A 19,329-nucleotide genomic window follows, 5' to 3' on the forward strand; every position below is an offset into this window, starting at 1 on the left:
ATGTCGGATGACCTTCTCGGTCCAGCCGGGCAAGCCACGCGGATATGGTCGGACACGCTGCGTCTGCTCAAGCAGAATCCCACGCTGTCGCCGCGCGACAAGAGCTGGCTTGAAGGAGTCGTACCGGAAGCGGTATATGGCACGACCATCGTATTGTGCGTAAGCAACATGGCCACGCAGCAAGCGTTGCAGAATGAACTCAATGCGCCGCTGCTCAACGCTTTGAAAATCATATCCGGAAACGACATGTTCCCGGCGTTCAAAATCGTGGCTCCTCAGGTGTCCCAACCGGAACCGCAGCCGCCGGAATACCGGCATCCCGATACTGCGGCGAAACCGAGCGAACCATTCCCTGCGAATCCGTCGCCGACCGTCGCCGATCTGGCTCAGGAATCCTACATGCCCAACAGCATGCAGTCAATCTCCTCCATCGATTCGATTTCCGCGGAAATGACGGAGGCGAATCAGCAACCAGGCGCCACGGCTCCTCGAATACCCGGCGAGCCGAGTTTTCCGGTACGGCAGCAGAAGGTGATGCGCGATCCGGAAACCCATCTGAACAAAAACTCGACGTTCGACACGTTCGTTCCCGGTGATTCCAACCGTTTCGCACGCACTGTCGCGCTTGCGGTCGCCGAGGGAACCGGGCAGGAATTCAACCCGTTGTGTATCTACGGCGGATCGGGACTGGGCAAGACCCACCTGCTCAACGCCATCGGCAACTATGCATTGGTCAAGGATCCCACGCTCAAGGTCCGATACGTCAACAGCGAGGAATTCACCAACGAATTCATCGAGGCACTGCAGACCCCGGCCCAGAGCCAGAACCGTATCGCCGAATTCAACCGCCGATACCGCGAGGTCGACGTGTTGCTCATCGACGACATCCAGTTCCTCGGCGGCAAGGAAGCGACCCTCGAACAGTTCTTCCACACGTTCAACGCGCTGCATCAGGCCAACAAGCGTATCGTCATCGCGTCCGATGTCGCGCCCAAGAACCTCAAGGGCTTCGAGGCACGACTCATCTCGCGTTTCGACTCCGGACTCACCGTCGATGTCAAGCCGCCTGATCTTGAGACCCGCATCGCTATTTTGCGCATGATGGCTTCGATGAACGGCACTTCGACACCGAATGACGTGCTGAATCTGATCGCGGAGCGCTTCACCGAGAACATCCGCGAGCTGGAAGGCGCCCTGATTCGCGTGAGCGCGGTGGCATCGTTGAGCAGTCAGCCGGTGACCCGTGCGCTTGCCGAGCAGACGCTGCAGGACTTCTTCACCACCGACGTGGAAATCAAGCCGACCGACATCATCGGGCAGACGGCGAAGTACTTCCATCTGACATTCGACGACATCGTCGGGCGCGCGCGAACGAAAAACATCGCGCTGGCCCGTCAGGTCGCCATGTATCTTGCCCGTGAGATGACCAGCATGAGCCTGGTCGATATCGGCGAAGTGTTCGGCGGCCGCGATCACACCACGGTCATGCACGCGTATACCCGCGTCAGCGATGATATGCAGGAAAAGCCTGAAATTTACAACTACGTGACCGAGCTGACCGCGCGCCTCAAGCAGCGCGGCAATGAGTGACGACAGTCGTTTTCTCTCGGCTGTGCAATGGTCCCGTCTGGCACGATCGCGCTGAGACACCAAAAAACGCCTTTTTTTCGTCGCTGTGCGTGATTCTGCTGGATGAAGGCCTGATTCGTCACCGTCGACAGGGCCTATCAGACTCAGATAATATAGACATACATATTTAATCTGTACAATAAAACAGGCGCAACACGCCGAACGATCTGCTGATTGAAGGAAAAGTTATCCACATGCTTATTCACAAATGTGGGTAGAGCCTGCGGATAACTTGTGGACTACTGCACATTTTTTGTGGATGAACAGTGGATTAATCCACAGGAAATGTGGACAATCAAAATAGTTCGCCGAAAATGTGGATAACTCGGTACTTATGCACATTTTGTCCGGAAAGTTATCCACATAATCTGTGGGTTACTCAGCCCATATAAACACAAGGATTCGCGCAGTTATCCACACTATCCACAGGGCTTATTACTACGACTATCTTATTTCTCTCTCGATAACCGTCGTGATGATAACTCACTTCGCGCATGAGAAAAAACAATCCGAACATGACCCGCTAGAATGTTGCCAAGCACATCGTGAAATGAGGGAACCCATGAAAGTAGAAATCGATTCCGCGGCTCTCGCCGACGCCGTAGCCTGGACGACCCGCGTCATCGACGCCCGACCGGCAAGCCCCATCCTTGCAGGTATCCAGCTCGAAGCCATCGACGGCACCCTTCAACTGTCCGCGTTCAATTACGAGATTTCCGCACGTCACCACATCGAAGCCGGTATCGACGAACCCGGAACCGCACTGGTACTCGGCAAACTCCTCGCCGACATCACCAAGTCACTGCCTGCCGAAAAGACCTACCTGTCGACCGACGGCTCCACCATGACCATCAACTCGGGCAAGTCCACGTTCACCATGCAGCTCATGCCCGATGCCGAATACCCGGATCTGCCGGTCGTGCCGGCAAAGCTCGGCCAGGTCGACGCACCCACGTTCATCCAGGCCGTAACCCAGGCCAGCGTCGCGGTCTCCCGCGAGGAGAACCGCCCGGTGCTGACCGGCGTGCGCATGCAGTTCGACGGCGACAAAGTCACCATGACCTCGACCGACCGTTTCCGCCTGTCCCGCGCCACGTTCACCTGGACGCCGCAGAACATCGACACCTCTACGACCACACTGGTGCGCGGATCCCTGCTGCGCGACGTCGCCCGCGCACTTGACGATCACCAGAACGTCGTCATCGATTTCGACGCCGACAACCCCACGCTGCTCGGTTTCGAGAACGCCGGACGCGTCTCGACATCCCAGCTGATCGACGGCGAATTCCCTGCGGTCGACCGCCTGTTCGCCGACGAATACCCGATTCAGGCCGTCATCGACAAGCAGCTGCTGATCGCCGCCATCAAGCGCGTCGCGCTGGTCGCCGAACGCAACGCCCCGATCCGCATGGTGTTCTCCGGCCAGGAAGTCACCCTGTCCGCCGGCGCCGTGGACGAAGCCCAGGCGCAGGAAATGCTGGACATCGACATGGACGGCGAGGACATCACCGTCGCGTTCAACCCGTCCTACCTGATCGAAGGCCTGAGCGCCATCACTGAGCCGTTCGTGCGCATGAAGATGACCACGGCCGTCAAGCCCGTCGAATTCAACGGCCAGCAGGAGGCGGACAGCGACGAATCGATGGATTACCGCTATCTGCTCGTCCCGATGCGTTTCAACAGCTGAGCCCGACGGCTGAACACTGGAATCCGAATCGAATCGCCGGCACCGACGAAACACACGGTGCCGGCGATGACATGACAGGAGCCCATCTTGTACATTTCGCGTCTTGCGCTTGACCATTACCGGTCATGGAACCATTGCGTGCTCGACCTCACGCCGGGCATCAACATCCTGCAGGGGGCGAACGGGCTTGGGAAAACCAACATCGTCGAAGCGATAGAAGTGCTGTCCACGGGCCTGAGCCATCGCACATCCAGCTCGGTTCCGCTGGTGCAGCGCGGCGAACATGCAGCGACGATCCGGGCCAATATCGAATCCGTGACGGATCCGGAGCCCGCTGATGATGGCGTCAATACCAGCGCTGATGCCGTGGATATCTCGGACATGAAACCGGTCCGGCAGACACAGACCACCACCCTTGAGGCCACGATTGCGGCACGCGGCGCCAACCGCGCCCGCATCAACGGCGGGCAGTCGCGGTATCTGCGGGAGATTCTCGGCACGCTGCCGACCGTGAGCTTCACTCCGGAGGATCAGCAGCTTGTGGCGGGCGACCCCGCCGTGCGCCGCTCGTTCATCAATCAGGTCGCCTCGCTGCTGATTCCCGGATATGCGAACCGGTTGCAATCATTCACGCACGTCGCCAAGCAACGGGCGGCACTGCTCAAACAGCTCGGTCAATGGCAGCGTGCAGGATCCCCGATTGACGCCGCGCTCAGCGGGCTGGAGATCTGGACCGGACAGTTCATCGAGGCGGGAGTCGCGCTCAGCCGCGACAGGCAGCGCATCATCGCGGAACTGAACAAGTCGTTCGGCCCGCTGTATGCCAGATTGGCCGGTGTGGCGGGCGACTTGCCTTCCAATGCGGAAATTCAGGATACCGCGCAGAATGGTGGTGAGCAGGCAGCGGTCGAATACGTGCCGTCATTCGACGAGATCCTTGGAACACAGGCGCCCGAACCGTTGATAAGCCAGCATTTCCAGCGCATCTATCCCGGCGAGGTGTCTCGCGGCGTCAATCTGATCGGCCCGCAACGAGATGACCTGTTGGTGACGCTCAATGGCATGCCGGCCAGGGAATTCGCCTCCAACGGCGAGATGTGGACGTTGGCCCTGGCATTGAAGATGGCACAATACCGGGCCCTCTGCGAGTATTTCGACACCAGGCCGGTGGTGATTCTCGACGATGTGTTCGCTCAGCTCGACGAATCGCGCCGCACCGAGATCCTGCATTTTGCCGCGGCTCAGGATCAGGTACTGATCACCGCGGCCGCGGAAAGCGATATTCCGATACTGCCGGCGAACGAGTCGGCAGAATCCGGCGAGATACCGGTGAACCGCATCGCAGTGGCCGATCTCAAACGGCGCGACGAAGCGGATGCCGAGAGGGCCGGCGAACAATGACCGAACCCCGCAAGCCGAATACGCCGAGTGGGCCGGGGGCACCGAGCAGGCCCGACAAGCCGGGCAGCGCGGTCAAGCCGGGCAATGTACACGATTCGCACGAGCCGATTTGCGCGACCCTGCATCTCGACCAGCGCAAACTGCCCGCCACGGTGTTCGAGCACATCGCCAAGATGGCGGGAAGAAGGCGTCAGCGGATGATTGACGCCGAGGCCGCATGGGAGAACTTCGGCAAGCCGGGCCGTGACCCGAGCACCTTGGGCAGCGTAACGGCGCTGATTGCGAATAACGGTCATTGGATACCGTATCTGAAAATCGCGCAGCTGCGCAATCACTGGGATCAGGTGGTCGGACCGGTCATCGCCCAGCATTCGCAGGTCATCGGGCTGCGCGACGGAGTCATGACCATCCGTGCCGATTCCGCGGCTTGGGCCACCCAGCTCACCTACCTGATTCCGCAGCTGGAACGTACCATCAAGGAGCGCCTGCAGGGGTTGGACGTCCACAAGATCCAGGTAACAGGCCCCCGTGCCGCGACATTTCGCGGCTCAAGGATGAAGAGGCGCTAAATTCGCTCAGAGAGCCAAAGTCCCCGTAGACGGGTAGGATTGGCGGATAATAGGTTCAGCGCTTAGAAACCCCCGTTATTCGCGTTTTAGAGCGTATCGCCCGCAGAACAACCTTTCATGACGAAAGAATATGCAGGAAGGAAACCGTTAGTGGCAGTTCTTGAATCGGATTCCGAACATGAATCCCGTGACGAGTCCGGCATGCCTGAGCAGGCTCCGGGCAGCGGTCTGACGGCGAGCAGCGCCGAGCAGCATGACCGCGAGGTCGATGAAGCCATCGCCCAGGACGAGCTCGATGATGCCCAGCTTGACGACACCTTATCGCCCGACCATTATGACGCCAGCGACCTGAAGGTGCTGGAAGGCCTTGAGGCGGTGCGCATCCGCCCGGGCATGTACATCGGCTCCACCGGCCCGCGCGGTCTGCACCACCTGGTCTACGAGATCGTCGACAACTCCGTCGACGAGGCACTGGCCGGCTACGCCACGCATATCGAAGTGACGATCCTGCCGGACAACGGCATCCGCGTCGTTGACGACGGTCGAGGCATCCCGGTCGACGAAGTTCCCGGCGAAGGCGTCTCCGGCGTCGAGACCGTGATGACCAAGCTGCACGCCGGCGGTAAATTCGGCGGCGGCGGATACGCGGTGTCCGGTGGCCTTCACGGTGTCGGCATCTCCGTGGTCAACGCGCTGTCGACGCGAGTCGATATCGAAGTGCGGCGCCAGGGATTCCACTGGACCCAGACATACGTCAACCAGCATCCGACGGCCCGCCTCGCCAAGGGCGCCCCGATGGCCGAGGATGAGTCGACCGGCACTTCCGTGACGTTCTGGCCCGATGCGGCGATCTTCGAAAGCACGGTATACGACTTCGAGACGCTGCGCTCCCGCTTCCAGCAGATGGCGTTCCTGAACAAGGGACTGAAGATTTCACTCACCGACCTGCGCGAGCCGGATCTGGCCGGCGACGAAGTGGCCGGCGATGACGATTCCACCGAGCCGAAGCACCAGAGCGTGACTTACCAGTACATGAACGGCATCAAGGATTATGTCTCGTACCTGGTCAAGTCCCGCAAGGCCACTCCCGTCGAGGAGGATGTCATCGATTTCGAGGCCGAAGACCTCAAGATCGGCATCTCGGCCGAGGTCGCGATGCAGTGGACCACCGCGTATTCCGAGGCTGTGCACACGTTCGCGAACACGATCTCCACCACAGAAGGCGGCACGCACGAAGAAGGCTTCCGTGCAGCGCTGACCTCGCTGGTGAACCGGTATGCGCGAGACAAGAACATCCTCAAGGAGAAGGATGACAACCTCTCCGGCGACGATGTGCGCGAAGGCCTGACCGCCGTCGTGTCCGTCAAGCTGACCACTCCTCAGTTCGAAGGGCAGACGAAGACCAAGCTCGGCAACTCCGAGGCGAAGACCTTCGTGCAACGCGTGATGACCGACAAGCTCGGCGACTGGTTCGACGCGCACCCCGCAGAGGCCAAGAACATCATCCAGAAGGCCATCGAAGCCTCCCGCGCCCGCATCGCGGCGAAGAAAGCCCGCGAGAACACCCGGCGCAAGTCGATTTTCGAGTCGGCCGGCATGCCCGACAAGCTCAAGGACTGCCAGTCCAGCAACCCCGAAGAGTGCGAGCTGTTCATCGTCGAGGGTGATTCGGCAGGCGGCTCCGCCATTCAAGGGCGAAACCCGGAAACGCAGGCCATCCTGCCGCTTCGAGGCAAGATTCTCAACACCGAACGCGCCTCCATCGACCGCATGATGAAGTCCGACACCATCGAGTCGCTGATCACCGCGGTCGGCGGCGGCTATGGCGAGGAATTCGACGTGAGCAAGGTGCGCTACCACAAGGTCATCATCATGGCCGATGCAGATGTGGACGGTGCCCATATCGCCACGCTGAACCTGACGCTGTTCTTCCGTTACATGCGACCGATGATCACCGCAGGATACGTGTATGTGGCCATGCCTCCGCTGTACCGTCTCAAGTGGACGCGCGGCGATCATGATTACGTGTACACCGACCGCGAACGCGACGAGAAACTCGCCCAAGGCAAGGCCGCAGGCCGGCAGCTGCCCAAGGGCGAAGGCATCCAGCGCTACAAGGGTCTGGGCGAGATGACCTACCAGGAGCTGTGGGAGACCACCATGGATCCTGAGCACCGCATCCTGAAGCAGATTCACATCGAGGATGCCGCGGCAGCGGACGAGACCTTCTCGATGCTGATGGGCGACGACGTGGAACCGCGCCGTCTTTTCATCCAACGCAATGCCAAGGATGTGCGCTTCATCGACGCTTAAGGTTCTAATCCAAGCCCGCCGGCGGGGGGGGGCTGTCAGCGCAGCTGGCTGGGGGTGGTTCCGATCCCCCCCCGATGACAGCGACAGAAACGACATCCAACATACGGTCGAACAGAATTTAACCAAAGGACAACCAAGTGGCAGACGAAAACAGCAACGGCACCGACCTGCCGGAGCAGAACGACGAGCGTGCCGAACACTCGATGGAGCCCATCAGCCCTCAGGCCAACGAACAGTTGGTCCTCGACGACAATCGCGTGGCCCACACCGACATCCAGAAGGAGATGCGTCAGTCGTACCTCGACTATGCCATCTCCGTCATCGTCGAACGAGCCCTTCCGGATGTGCGCGACGGCATGAAGCCGGTGCACCGCCGCATCGTGTACGCGATGTATGACGGCGGCTACCGTCCTGATCGCGGCTATTCCAAGTGCGCCCGACCCGTCGCCGACGTGATGGGCAACTACCACCCACACGGCGACGCCGCGATCTACGATTCGCTGGTGCGCATGGCCCAGCCGTGGTCGATGCGATACACGCTGGTCGACGGGCAGGGCAACTTCGGCTCGGCCGGTGACGACCCGCCCGCAGCCATGCGTTACACCGAGTGCCGCATGATGCCGCTTGCGATGGAAATGGTGCGAGACATCGACAAGGACACCGTCGACTTCGTGCCCAACTACGATGGCCGTACGCAGGAACCCACCGTGTTGCCCGCGCGCTTCCCGAACCTGCTGGCCAACGGCTCGTCCGGCATCGCCGTCGGCATGGCGACCAACATTCCGCCGCACAACATGCGCGAGCTGGCGGAAGGCGTGCATTGGACGCTCGATCATCCCGAAGCGAGCCGTGAAGAGCTGCTGAACGCACTCATCGGCATCATCAAGGGACCGGACTTCCCGACCGGTGCCACGATCCTCGGCCACAAGGGCATCGAGCAGGCGTACCGCACCGGCCGCGGCCTGATTACGATGCGCGCGGTGGTCAACACCGAGGAGATCAAGGGCCGTATGTGCCTGGTGGTCACCGAGCTGCCGTATCAGGTGAATCCCGACCGTCTGGCCGCTTCCATCCGAGAAGGCGTGCGCGACGGCAAGATCCAGGGCATCGCCGACATGCGCGACGAGACGTCGGGCCGTACCGGCCAGCGACTCGTGCTCGTGCTCAAGCGCGACGCCGTGCCGAAGGTCGTGCTCAACAACCTGTACAAGCACTCCCAGCTGCAGCAGACGTTCGGCGCGAACATGCTCGCGCTGGTCGACGGCGTGCCGCGCACGCTGAGCCTCGACGCCTTCATCCGCCATTGGGTGAACCACCAGCTCGAAGTCATCGAACGCCGTACCCGTTACCTCAAGCGCGAGGCCGAGGAACGCGACCACATCCTGCAGGGCCTGCTCAAGGCCATGGACGCCATCGACGAGGTCATCCGCCTCATCCGCTCCAGCCAGGGCCGCGAGGACGCCCGGCCGAAGCTGATGGAGTTCCTTGACATCGATCAGGTGCAGGCCGACGCCATCCTTTCCATGCAGCTGGTTCGACTGGCCAACATGGAACGCCAGAAGATCATCGACGAGCATGAGGAACTCATGCGCAAGATTGCCGACTACAACGACATCCTCGCCAAGCCGGAACGCCAGCGTACGATCGTCGGCGACGAGCTCGACGAGATCGTCGCGAAATACGGTGACGAACGTCGCACGAAGATCCTCCCCTACTCGGGCGAGATGAACGTCGAAGACCTGATCGCCGAGGAGAACGTGGTGGTCACCGTCACGCACTCCGGCTTCATCAAGCGCACCAAGGCCAACGAATACCGCGCACAGCATCGCGGCGGCAAGGGCATCAAGGGCGCCAAGCTGCGTGAGGATGACGTGGTGGATCACTTCTTCCTCACGTCCACGCATAACTGGCTGCTGTTCTTCACCAACAAGGGCCGCGTCTACCGCATCAAGGCGTACGAGCTGCCCGAAGGCTCGCGCGATTCCAAGGGCCAGCACGTGGCGAACCTGCTGCAGTTCGGTCCCGACGAGACGATTCAGACCGTGCTGTCGATTCCGAACTACGAGGTCGCCAAGTATCTGGTGCTTGCCACCCGCACCGGCAAGGTCAAGAAGACCGCGCTGGCCGAGTACGATTCGCCGCGTCAGGGCGGACTCATCGCGGTTCGTCTCGCGGCCGACGAGGAGACCGGCGAGCCCACGGACGAGCTGATCGGCGCCGCGCTGTGCAACGCCGCAGACGACATCATCCTCGTCTCCAAGCAGGGCATGAGCCTCAAGTTCGCGGCGGACAACGACCAGCTGCGTCCGATGGGACGCCAGACCGCCGGCGTGCAGGGCATGAAGTTCCGCGGGGATGACGAACTGCTCGCCATGGACGTGGTTCCGGAGGACTCCAAGCAGGACCTGCTCGTGGTCACCAATGAGGGCTTCGCCAAGCGCACCGCGATCAGCGAATACCGACTGCAGGGGCGTAACGGTTTCGGCGTCAAGGCGGTACAGCTCGCCGAAGGTCGCGGATCGCTGGTCGGTGCCCTGATCGTAAGCGAAGACGATCAGGTCATGGCGATCATGAAGTCCGGCAAAGTGATCCGTTCCAACGTCACCGAAGTCAAGCGCACCGGCCGCACCACGCAGGGCGTGACGCTCGCTAAGCCCGACAAGGGCGACGAGATTATCTCCATCGCCCGCAACGAGGAAACCGGCGAAGACGAAGTCGAGACGACGGATGATACGGCTGCGGCCGCATCCGCGACCACGTCTCCCGATACGGCCGAAAACACTCCGGATACCGCGGATAGCGTCGCATCCGGCAGTGATTCGGGCGCGGCATCTGACGAGAATGTGAACAACACTGATGACGAGGCATAATCGTCTCAGAAAACTGGTAGCCTCGGCTAAGAGTCATCGGGGAACGACAAGGAGCAACGATGAGTGACAACCTCGAACCCGGACGGACCGACATGTTCGTGCCCGGTCCGCATGACAATGCAGAACCGCACGAAGGTGTCCGCGAAAGCGCCCCTCGGGTCGCGCGCTCTATTTCCAACCAGCCGCAGTCGGAGAGCGAGCCGCGCGCCAACAAAACGCGTGCGTCCCTGCGTTCACCGCGCCGTTCGACGCCGCGCGCCCGCCGCATGAACCTGTCGCTGACCCATGTGAACGCATGGTCCGTGGCGAAGGTGACGTTCATGCTGTCAATCGCCGGCGCGATCATCGAAGTGCTTGCCGCCGCCCTGGTCTGGCTGCTGCTTGACGCGGTCGGCGTGTTCGACCAGCTGAACAATATCGTCTCGTCCACCGGTCTGGCCGCCGACAGCCTGAACCTGTCCAGCGTGTTCAGCCTGTCCACGGTACTGTCGGTGGTCACCATTCTGGCGATCGTCGGCGTCGTGCTGGTGACGCTCCTTGCCACCATCATCGCGCTGCTGTACAACGTGATCAGCGCGCTTGTCGGCGGCGTACATATCACTCTGGGCGACGACTGATCCAATCGAATCCCTGATACATCCCGTTACGAACCCCGCGGAGGCAACGCCCGCGGGGTTTGTATATCTCATCATCGCCGGCGCAGGAAAAGACTACACCGCCGCTTCGTGGAAGCCGTCCGCTCAGGCCTTCAGGAGGCCAAGGTTCGTGGCGTTGCCGCTGATTGGCGACAGCGCCACATGACCGCGTTGCCGGCGCGGGTTGTCAGCACATGACGACGAATAATGGGAGTTCCCGATGATCGGGAGCCCCCATTATGTTGTTGATAGGAAAATCACGCTCTCAAAACTCGCAGATACAGACCATTTCTGTTGAATTCGGCCCTGTATCTGCGAGTTTTGAGAGCGTGAGCTCGCGATAATCAGGCCGTGAACCTCACCGAAGCCCATGTGACCGGTGGCAACGAAACAGTCATCCGACCCTCATCAAGCGCGGCGGATAGCGGCTGCAAGGTGACGCCGTCCGGCTCGTCGGCCGTATTGGTGCGGTAGATATCGTCGCTGTGCAGCATCTGCGAGCTGGTGACGGACGGCCACTCCCCCAGCCTAGGCAACGATGTCAGGCCGATTGTCACATCATGGGCGTTGTGCTCGTCACGGTTGACGAGCAGAATCATGCCTTCGCGAGTCTTTTGATCCCAAGTGGCCACCGCGACCGTGAAGAGCCGTAAGGCCGGCAGCGGCACCGGTTCCGCATGGGCACAGTACACGGACGAGCTCGCCACCGCATCGACCACCGCCGACATGAAGGCTGGTGAGCCGCAGTACGTGACCACCACGTTCACCGTGCCCGCCGACGCCGCGCCTGAAGGCGCTCTGTGGCTGAGCTTCTCCGACATGGGTCTCGCCGATGACGCCAACGGCTACATCGACGATGTGGTGCTCGTCCGCTCCGACTCCAAGCCGACGCTGAAGACCACCGCGTTCACGCCGACCGTCGCCGAGGGTGAAACCGCCTCCGCATACGTGGAGCTCGACGGTCAGCCCGCCGCCAAGGAGGTCTCCGCCAACAAGAACGCAACCGTCGACGAAGTGGCCACCGCACTGAAAACCTCACCGCCGCACAGAACGCCCTGGCCGAGAAGCCGAAGCCGGCGACCGTCGAATCGATCAAGGTGGCCGCGAAGCCCGCCAAGACCGAGTACACGGTCGGCGACACGTTCTCCGCCGATGGTCTGAAGGTCGTCAAGGTCATGTCCGACAAGACCGAACCGGGCAAGAAGCCTGGCGCGCAGAAGCCTGCCGGTCAGCAGAACGTCTGTCCAAGACCGGTGCCTCGGTGGCTGGCGTGGCCGGTTTGCGTGCCTAAGTGCGCGCCGAAACGACGATCGTGCGCACTTAAGAACGCAAACAGAGCCATCTGCGTTCTTATGTTCGCGCACTTGTCGTTTCGACGCGCACTTAGGAACGCAAACCGGCCGTACCTGCTGCTGTTGCGTTGCTGCGCCGTCACGCCGTTGTGCCGTCACGATGTCGCTGCCGTCCGGGGAATGTCGAAGGACGCGAAACGGGCCTGCGGCAAATCATGCCACAGGCCCGTTTCTCAATGCCGGACCACGTCGGCTAAATCCGTGATCCGCGAAAACCCGCGAAAATCAGCGGTGGGTGGTGCCCTCGTAGGTGTCGCTCCACGTCAGCGACGCCACGCCGTCGGCGATGGAAATCGGCATCTGTACGATCGGCGAGTTGCCGAGGTCATGCTCCTGCCAGCGGTCGCCGATGAACAGGAAGTGCTCGCTGTTGTACGGGTCGTCGTCCAGCGGCACCACGATATCGACCTGCGAATCGTAGGTCTTTGCACCCTTCGGCGCGAACAGCTTCCACTCGCTCCACGGGCCGTGCAGGTCGGTGGCGGTGGAGTACTTGTTGTCGTTGGTGTCCCAGCTGGTCAGTTGCGAGCCGAACCAGTAGTACAGGCCGTCCTTCTTGATGATGGTCGGCGATTCCAGGCCGTATGGGTAGTCGGTGGCACGCTCGCAGGCGACGTCCTCGACGATGGTGAGGTAGTCGTCGGCGAGACGGTAAATGTGCGTGCCATGGTCGCGGTCCTCGCTCATGATGTAGCCGCTGCCGTCCTCGTCCTGGAAGACGCCGATGTCACGGCTCAGGTAGCCGCGCCACGTGATGGTGGTCTGGAATGCGAACGGGCCGGTCGGGGCGTCGGCCACGGCGACGCCGATGTGCGCGTATCCGTAGTCGGGCGTTTCGGCATGAATATACATGACATATTTGCCGGTGGCGGGGCAATGCAGCACCTTCGGCCGCTCGCCGATACGGTCGGAGGCGAGGGCGGAGCCGTCTTCTTGCACATCAAGTACGATGCCGTGGCTGCGCCATGCGATGAAATCGGTGGTTGTATAACAGCACACGCCCTGGAACAAATTGCCGTTTACCTTGTTCTCGCCATATGCATACCAGGTGTCGCCGAATTTTTGCAGACCGATGCCGTGCAGCTGGGCAACGTCGCCCGAGGTGTCGTGAGGCAGAAAAGCTCCGAATCTATCAGCCATGATTTCCTCTTTCGTGATGATCTGCTGTTGATTATCTGTCGTGTCCGCAACTGCTTGTGACCGGTTACAGACTGAACCATTGTATCGTGAAAACCTTGCCGACATACGGAAGAATCGGAGTGCGCCCGGCGGTGGCGCTCCGGCAACGGCCGCGTGGGGTCGTGCGTTGCAATATGAGGCTCTCAAAATTCGCAGGTACAAGGGACTATTCGTTATTTTCGCCCTGTATCTGCGAGTTTTGAGAGCGTGGTTCTTCCTAGATCACGCCGATTGGCGTTCCGCGATGGTCGTCGGCAGCAGCTGCACGTAATGCGGCTCCACGATGTCGCCTTGCAGCATGGACAGCAACAGCCTCGACATCGTCTCGCCGTGCAGCTGCGAATCCTGCCGCACGGTGGTCAGCTTCGGGTTCGCCAGCAGGGCGATTGGCGAATCGTCGAATCCCGTGACCGCGATGTCGTCCGGCACCCGATACCCGAACCGGTTCAACTGGTTGATGACGCCCAGCGCGATGCTGTCGTTGGCGCACACGAATCCGTCCAGCTCGTCAAGCATGGGTTGGAACTCGACCACGGCCATTTCGCCGCTGGTGCCCTCCCAGTCGTCCGCGTAGTAGACGTGGCGCTCGTTGAACCGGTCACCCATCGCCGCCTTGAAGCCGTCGAAGCGGTTGTTCGACGATGGTGAGTATCCGGGGCCGCACACGTACACCAGCTTGGTCCTCCCCTGGTCGAGCAGGTAGCGCGTGATGTCGCGCTGCCCCTCGGTGTTGGTGAAGTCCACGGCCGGGAACGGCAGGTTCTCGCGTTCTCTGACTTCCGAGAGGACCACCGGCCGCTTGACCGATGCGAACGTGTTGGCGAGCATGCTGTCCTCGCTCAGTGAGAACAGCAGGTACCCGTCCGAAAAGTCGCTTTGCACCAGCTGCGCGATGCGGCGCGTGGAGTCCTCGCTGTTGGCGATCAGCGTGACCATCTGGTAGCCCGCGTCGCCGAGGACCTGGTTGGCGCCGGCCATCGCCCTTGACATACTGGCCTGCGCGATGGTCTCGTTCGATTCGACCTGGATGATCAGCGCGACGGTGAGTGTGCGGCGTTGCGCGAGTGAGCGTGCGGCGTTGTTCGGCGTGTACTGTGATTTGGTGATGGCTGCTGCGATGCGTTCGGCTGCGTCCTGCGAGACGTGGGTGTTGCCGTTCAGATACCGGGAGACCGTTCCGTACGATACTCCCGCGAGACGGGCGACGTCGCGGATGGTCGGCTTTTTCTGTGCATCGTCCATGGAATCCATGGCATCGGTGTTTGCTTCGTGTTGCTGGATATTCGCCGGTTGCTTATCGCTGTTCTGGTCTACCGGTGTTTCGTTGGAACGTGCAGACGACTTCGTCCGAGTGCGGTTCGCCAGACGCCGGGTCGGTTTGCCGCTCGTTGATGCTACCTTGTTCGGCGCGTGAATAGTTGTTGACATCATTGTTCCTTTACGCGTGCGGCCGTCGTCGGACGACCGCGTACAGGTTCGAGTATACGCAGATGATGTAAACGGTCACAAGGGGTGTCTGTCGTTGTGCCGGCCGTGGCATGCGGAGCCTTTCCTCAGTCGCGGTCCGCCGCCCGACCGCCGTGTGGCTCGCCATCCGTGGCTCGCCTGTGTCGACGCATTCCGACATGGCTGCGCAATCTGTTGTATTTCGCGTTCGCGTTCAGATAATGCGGGGCATAGTCGTCCTGTCGGTTCCCGCGACGCGAGTACATTGAAATCATGACCGATCCGCTGCATATCCAACTCACCGCGCGCCCCACCGTGGACGACTGGCAGCCCGACTGCGTAATGGACGGCTACCAGCAGGCGACGATCCATCTCGGCCATGATGACGAAGGCGATATCGTCGCCACATTCGTGCGCCGGGACCCCTCGAAGCTGCCCATGAGAGCGCGATGGAGGCGTCAGCGGTTCGCGCTGCGCGGGCACCGGCTCGCGGTGATGTACGTGCACGGGTGGAACGACTATTTCTACCGCCGTCACGAATCCGAGTTCTGGGAATCGCTTGGCATTCCCTTCTACGCCGTCGACCTGCGCAAGTTCGGGCGGTCGTTGCGGGATGGACAGACCCCTGGATATATCGAGGATCTGCACGATTATGCGGCGGAATTCAACGCCCTACGCGACCTGGTCGTCGCCGAGCAGGGCGAGCAGGTGCGCATCCTGCTGGTCGCCCATTCGCAGGGCGGGCTGAGCTCGGTGTTGTGGCTGAATTCGCAGCGGCCGCATCACGTCGAGGCGGTCGCGCTGGACTCGCCTTGGCTGGAATTGCAAGGCAACCGCATGTTCCGCATACTGTCGACGCCCGTGGTTCAGGCGTTCCAGCTGGGCGGCGGCAAAACGGTGATGCCGATGCGCGATCCGGGGTTCTACGGCCGCTGCATCGATTGCGAGACCGGCGGCGACTGGGATTATCTGCGCCATCCGCTGGTGGACCCGCAGCGTTTCTTTCCCCGCGCCGGGTGGATGCGGGCGATCTACAATGCGCAGGCCGAGGTGTCGCGCCGGCTCGACATCCGCATTCCCGTGCTGGTGTGCACGTCCGACCGGACCATGCTGCAGCCCACATGGGATGAGGCGATGCGCGAGGCGGATTCCGTGCTGGACATCACGGCGATTCGCCAGGCGGCGCTCAACCTCGGCGATGTGGTGACGCTGGCGACGATTCGCGGCGGCCTGCATGATCTGAGCCTGTCGCGGCCGGCCGCGCGGCGTAGGTATTTCAGGATCGTGGCCGACTGGGCCTCTCTGATGGCGTGGCGGAGGGTGATTCCGCCTGCGCATCTGCGCACCGCGTTGGACGCAGTCGTGGCGGCCGGCAGCCATGTCGGTGGCGTGAATCCCGATGTCGGCCCCGACGCAAAATCCTGAGGTCCCGCAACGGCTCGCGGCCGGCATCCAGCTGCGAGCCTGCGCAGGTCACGCCGACTGCCGCACCACCAGCTCGGTCGGCAACATCACCGTACGCGGCGAGTCGATGCCGTGAATCTTTTTGATGACGATGTCGGCCATCACCTTGCCGCGCATCTCCATGTGCTGATCGACAGTGGTGATCTGCGGGTTCGACTCCCTCAGCATCCGCGCGCCGTGGCTGGCGGTAAAAGCCATCTTTGCCATTGGATTTCCTTATGGCGGTTTGGGTTAGATGACGGGCAACCCCTTGCTACAATGAGAGGGCTTATAAATCCGTTTGTTTTAAGCAAAACCCCGAGCTTACTTCCACCGTAATCGCCACGCTCGGCGGCTTCGCCCCAACGGTCAAACTCGGCATCACTAATCACAGCACATCTCCTACTTTCATTTCACAACGTCGATAATATCGGCTGAACATTGATACTTCGTGGACTAGCCACGCCATAAAGACGCGCCTAGCCGGTAAGCCTGTTGATCCAGCGAAGCCGTTCGCTGCGGCCGGCAAGGTCACGGTGACGGTGGCGCTCAAGGGCACGGACTTCGCGAAGTCCTTCGAGATGACTGTCAGGTCCGCCGACAAGACAGCTCTGAACGAGGTGATCGCGGAGGCCGGCTCGGACGAGTTCGAGGCCGCCTTCGACGCTGCGAAGAAGGTCGCCGCCGACGAGGACGCGACTCCCGCCCAGGTGGCTGACGCGCTTGCCGCGCCGCAGAAGCCGGCGGTCAAGCCGAGCCCGAACGGCAAGGTGGATGCCACCGAGCCGAGCGGCCTGAGCAAGACGGGTGCCTCGACGATGGCGTTCGCCGTGGCCGCGGTCCTGCTGCTGGCCGCCGGTGCCGGCGTGGTGCTGCTGCGCCGCCGCGCCGAGTAAGGGGCGAGCCGCCATCCCAAGATTCTGGCATGTCGGGATGGCCGCCGCTGAGAAATCGGTGGCGGCCATCATTCCCCGACGGCATGTCGTGACGACTGATTGCATGGGGGGGGGGCGCTTGATGCGGACGGGATGTTCCCGAGAGCCGCCTTCCCGGCCGCATTTTTCGTTGTTGCGGGAATCGCGCTCTCAAAACTCGCAGATACGGGCCGTTTTTGTTGGATTTAGCCTTGTATCTGCGAGTTTTGAGAGCGCGGGGTTGGTGGCAGCCCGTGCCTCATCCCGTAAAGGTCCCGTTTCTGGCCTGCGGGATGTGACTTTCTCCGGATGCGGGGGCAATCGACATGATGGCGACCCGGTGATCGCGCGCCGCCCCCGTTGGCGGGGAGCTGTCGCGAAGCGACTGGGGTGGCCAAACCTGCTGCAGGACACGAAAGGCCCGACGAAACCAATGCGAATACTGGTTTCGGCGGGCCTTCGCGTTATCCGCGAATGCGCGCCAAACGTTACGCGCCTACGCGATCACAGGATGCCCTGCGCGACCATGGCGTTGGCGACCTTGACGAAGCCGGCGGCGTTGGCGCCGAGCATCAGGTCACCCTCGTGGCCGTACTCCTTGGCGGCGGCCAGGGAGTCGGCGACGATGGTCTCCATGATGTTCTTGAGCTTGGCGTCGACCTCTTCGAAGGACCACGACAGACGGTAGCTGTTCTGGCTCATCTCCAGGCCGGAAACGGCGACGCCACCGGCGTTCGCCGCCTTGGCTGGGCCGTACAGCAGACCGTTCTTCTGGTAGACCTCGATGGCCTCCGGGGTGGACGGCATGTTCGCGCCTTCGACGACGACCTTGCAGCCGTTCTTCACCAGAGCTTCGGCGGACTCGCCGTTGACTTCGTTCTGGGTGGCGCACGGCAACGCGATGTCACACGGCACGGTCCACACGCCGGAGCAACCCTCGTGGTACTCGGCGGACGGCACGCGCTCGGCGTACTCCTTGATGCGGCCGCGCTCGACTTCCTTGATCTGTTTGACCACGGCCACGTCGATGCCGTTCGGATCGTAGACATAGCCGTTGGAGTCGGAGACGGTGACGACCTTGGCGCCCAGCTCCTCGGCCTTCTGCACGGCGTAGATCGCCACGTTGCCGGAGCCGGAGACCACGACGGTCTTGCCCTCGAAGGAGTCGTTCTTCAGCACGCGCAGGGCTTCCTGGGTGTAGTAGCACACGCCGTAGCCGGTGGCCTCGGTGCGGGCGAGCGAGCCGCCGAACTCCAGACCCTTGCCGGTCAGGACGCCGGAGTACTCGTCGCGGATGCGCTTGTACTGGCCGAACAGGTAGCCGATCTCGCGGCCACCCACGTTGATGTCGCCGGCGGGAACGTCGGTGAACTGGCCGATGTGGCGGCACAGCTCGGTCATGAACGCCTGGCAGAAACGCATCACTTCAGCGTCGGAACGGCCCTTCGGGTTGAAGTCGGAGCCGCCCTTGCCGCCGCCCATGGGCAGCGTGGTCAGAGAGTTCTTGAGGATCTGTTCGAAGCCGAGGAACTTGATGACGCCCTCGTTGACGGTCGGGTGGAAGCGCAGGCCGCCCTTGTATGGTCCGATGGCGGAGTTGAACTGCACGCGGTAACCACGGTTCACCTGCACCTTGCCCTCATCATCGGTCCAGGCCACGCGAAACTTCACCACGCGCTCCGGCTCGACGATGCGCTCCAGCACGCCTGCCTTCTCGTACTCCGGGTGCTTCTCGACCACCGGCTGGATGGTCTCGAACACCTCGCGTACAGCCTGAAGGAACTCCGGCTGGTCGCCGTCGCGCTGTTCGACCTGAGCGTAGACGCGCTTCACATACTCGTCAGTGAGCATAATTCTCCCCTTAATGGTTGGGTTATCAATAAGACGGTTT

15 protein-coding genes are annotated in these 19,329 nt (G+C 61.6%); 10 read left to right on the forward strand and 5 right to left on the reverse strand.

What is annotated here, in order from left to right:
• The 7 genes from dnaA (at window position 1) to BBBF_RS00035 (ending at window position 11,086) form a co-directional block, all read left to right on the forward strand.
• Window positions 1–1,590: a chromosomal replication initiator protein DnaA gene (gene dnaA / locus BBBF_RS00005; protein WP_003815030.1), complete on the forward strand. Its 1,590-nt coding sequence runs from the start codon at window positions 1–3 to the stop codon at window positions 1,588–1,590.
• A gap of 601 nt (window positions 1,591–2,191) precedes the next feature.
• Window positions 2,192–3,316, forward strand: coding sequence for a DNA polymerase III subunit beta (dnaN, locus tag BBBF_RS00010; protein WP_003815931.1), 1,125 nt, complete (start codon window positions 2,192–2,194; stop codon window positions 3,314–3,316).
• 87 nt (window positions 3,317–3,403) lie between these two features.
• The gene (gene recF / locus BBBF_RS00015; protein WP_033509571.1) at window positions 3,404–4,717 is read left to right on the forward strand and encodes a DNA replication/repair protein RecF; all 1,314 of its coding nucleotides are present in this window, start codon (window positions 3,404–3,406) and stop codon (window positions 4,715–4,717) included.
• The gene (locus tag BBBF_RS00020; protein WP_021647540.1) at window positions 4,714–5,286 is read left to right on the forward strand and encodes a DciA family protein; all 573 of its coding nucleotides are present in this window, start codon (window positions 4,714–4,716) and stop codon (window positions 5,284–5,286) included. Before recF ends, BBBF_RS00020 begins: the two co-directional genes overlap by 4 nt.
• Before the next feature lie 150 nt (window positions 5,287–5,436).
• The gene (gene gyrB, locus BBBF_RS00025; protein WP_003815936.1) at window positions 5,437–7,599 is read left to right on the forward strand and encodes a DNA topoisomerase (ATP-hydrolyzing) subunit B; all 2,163 of its coding nucleotides are present in this window, start codon (window positions 5,437–5,439) and stop codon (window positions 7,597–7,599) included.
• A 137-nt stretch (window positions 7,600–7,736) separates the two neighbouring features.
• Window positions 7,737–10,469 (forward strand): DNA gyrase subunit A, encoded by a 2,733-nt coding sequence (gene gyrA / locus BBBF_RS00030; protein ID WP_003819394.1) that lies wholly within the window; start codon window positions 7,737–7,739, stop codon window positions 10,467–10,469.
• Window positions 10,470–10,528: 59 nt separating this feature from the next.
• Entirely contained in the window at window positions 10,529–11,086 is a 558-nt protein-coding gene (locus BBBF_RS00035; protein WP_014759650.1) for a DUF3566 domain-containing protein, read from the forward strand.
• Between the two features lie 362 nt (window positions 11,087–11,448).
• On the opposite strand, the gene BBBF_RS00040 is transcribed toward BBBF_RS00035, so the two are convergent.
• Window positions 11,449–11,703, reverse strand: coding sequence for an arabinofuranosidase (locus BBBF_RS00040; protein WP_033509574.1), 255 nt, complete (start codon window positions 11,701–11,703; stop codon window positions 11,449–11,451).
• A 25-nt stretch (window positions 11,704–11,728) separates the two neighbouring features.
• On the opposite strand from BBBF_RS00040, the gene BBBF_RS00045 reads away from it, so the two are divergent.
• Window positions 11,729–12,265, forward strand: coding sequence for a hypothetical protein (locus BBBF_RS00045; protein ID WP_033509576.1), 537 nt, complete (start codon window positions 11,729–11,731; stop codon window positions 12,263–12,265).
• 416 nt (window positions 12,266–12,681) lie between these two features.
• Here the strand turns inward: BBBF_RS00045 and BBBF_RS00050 are convergent, their stop codons facing one another.
• A complete protein-coding gene (locus tag BBBF_RS00050) occupies window positions 12,682–13,596 on the reverse strand; it encodes a family 43 glycosylhydrolase (RefSeq protein WP_021647536.1) in 915 nt (304 codons plus the stop codon).
• 261 nt (window positions 13,597–13,857) lie between these two features.
• The gene (locus BBBF_RS00055) at window positions 13,858–14,886 is read right to left on the reverse strand and encodes a LacI family DNA-binding transcriptional regulator (protein ID WP_021647535.1); all 1,029 of its coding nucleotides are present in this window, start codon (window positions 14,884–14,886) and stop codon (window positions 13,858–13,860) included.
• Window positions 14,887–15,354: 468 nt separating this feature from the next.
• Here BBBF_RS00055 and BBBF_RS00060 point away from each other — a divergent pair, with 468 nt between their 5' ends.
• Window positions 15,355–16,506, forward strand: coding sequence for an alpha/beta hydrolase (locus BBBF_RS00060; protein WP_021647533.1), 1,152 nt, complete (start codon window positions 15,355–15,357; stop codon window positions 16,504–16,506).
• A 48-nt stretch (window positions 16,507–16,554) separates the two neighbouring features.
• On the opposite strand, the gene BBBF_RS00065 is transcribed toward BBBF_RS00060, so the two are convergent.
• Window positions 16,555–16,752, reverse strand: a complete 198-nt coding sequence (locus BBBF_RS00065) for a substrate-binding domain-containing protein (RefSeq protein ID WP_021647532.1) — start codon at window positions 16,750–16,752, stop codon at window positions 16,555–16,557.
• Window positions 16,753–17,060: 308 nt separating this feature from the next.
• Here BBBF_RS00065 and BBBF_RS00070 point away from each other — a divergent pair, with 308 nt between their 5' ends.
• Window positions 17,061–17,420 (forward strand): LPXTG cell wall anchor domain-containing protein, encoded by a 360-nt coding sequence (locus BBBF_RS00070; RefSeq protein WP_021647530.1) that lies wholly within the window; start codon window positions 17,061–17,063, stop codon window positions 17,418–17,420.
• Window positions 17,421–17,942: 522 nt separating this feature from the next.
• Here BBBF_RS00070 and gdhA read toward each other — a convergent pair.
• Entirely contained in the window at window positions 17,943–19,289 is a 1,347-nt protein-coding gene (gene gdhA / locus BBBF_RS00075; protein ID WP_003815054.1) for an NADP-specific glutamate dehydrogenase, read from the reverse strand.
• Between the last annotated feature and the right edge of the window lie 40 nt (window positions 19,290–19,329).

The organism is Bifidobacterium bifidum ATCC 29521 = JCM 1255 = DSM 20456 (assembly GCF_001025135.1).
GTDB lineage: Bacteria > Actinomycetota > Actinomycetes > Actinomycetales > Bifidobacteriaceae > Bifidobacterium > Bifidobacterium bifidum.

Coding starts and splice junctions, on each gene's coding strand:
- dnaA (WP_003815030.1), top strand. CDS start 1: ATGTCGGATGACCTTCTCGGTCCAGCCGGGCAAGCCACGCGGATATGG.
- dnaN (WP_003815931.1), top strand. CDS start 2,192: ATGAAAGTAGAAATCGATTCCGCGGCTCTCGCCGACGCCGTAGCCTGG.
- BBBF_RS00020 (WP_021647540.1), top strand. CDS start 4,714: ATGACCGAACCCCGCAAGCCGAATACGCCGAGTGGGCCGGGGGCACCG.
- BBBF_RS00035 (WP_014759650.1), top strand. CDS start 10,529: ATGAGTGACAACCTCGAACCCGGACGGACCGACATGTTCGTGCCCGGT.
- BBBF_RS00040 (WP_033509574.1), bottom strand. CDS start 11,703: ATGATTCTGCTCGTCAACCGTGACGAGCACAACGCCCATGATGTGACA.
- BBBF_RS00050 (WP_021647536.1), bottom strand. CDS start 13,596: ATGGCTGATAGATTCGGAGCTTTTCTGCCTCACGACACCTCGGGCGAC.
- BBBF_RS00055 (WP_021647535.1), bottom strand. CDS start 14,886: ATGGATTCCATGGACGATGCACAGAAAAAGCCGACCATCCGCGACGTC.
- BBBF_RS00060 (WP_021647533.1), top strand. CDS start 15,355: ATGACCGATCCGCTGCATATCCAACTCACCGCGCGCCCCACCGTGGAC.
- BBBF_RS00065 (WP_021647532.1), bottom strand. CDS start 16,752: ATGGCAAAGATGGCTTTTACCGCCAGCCACGGCGCGCGGATGCTGAGG.
- gdhA (WP_003815054.1), bottom strand. CDS start 19,289: ATGCTCACTGACGAGTATGTGAAGCGCGTCTACGCTCAGGTCGAACAG.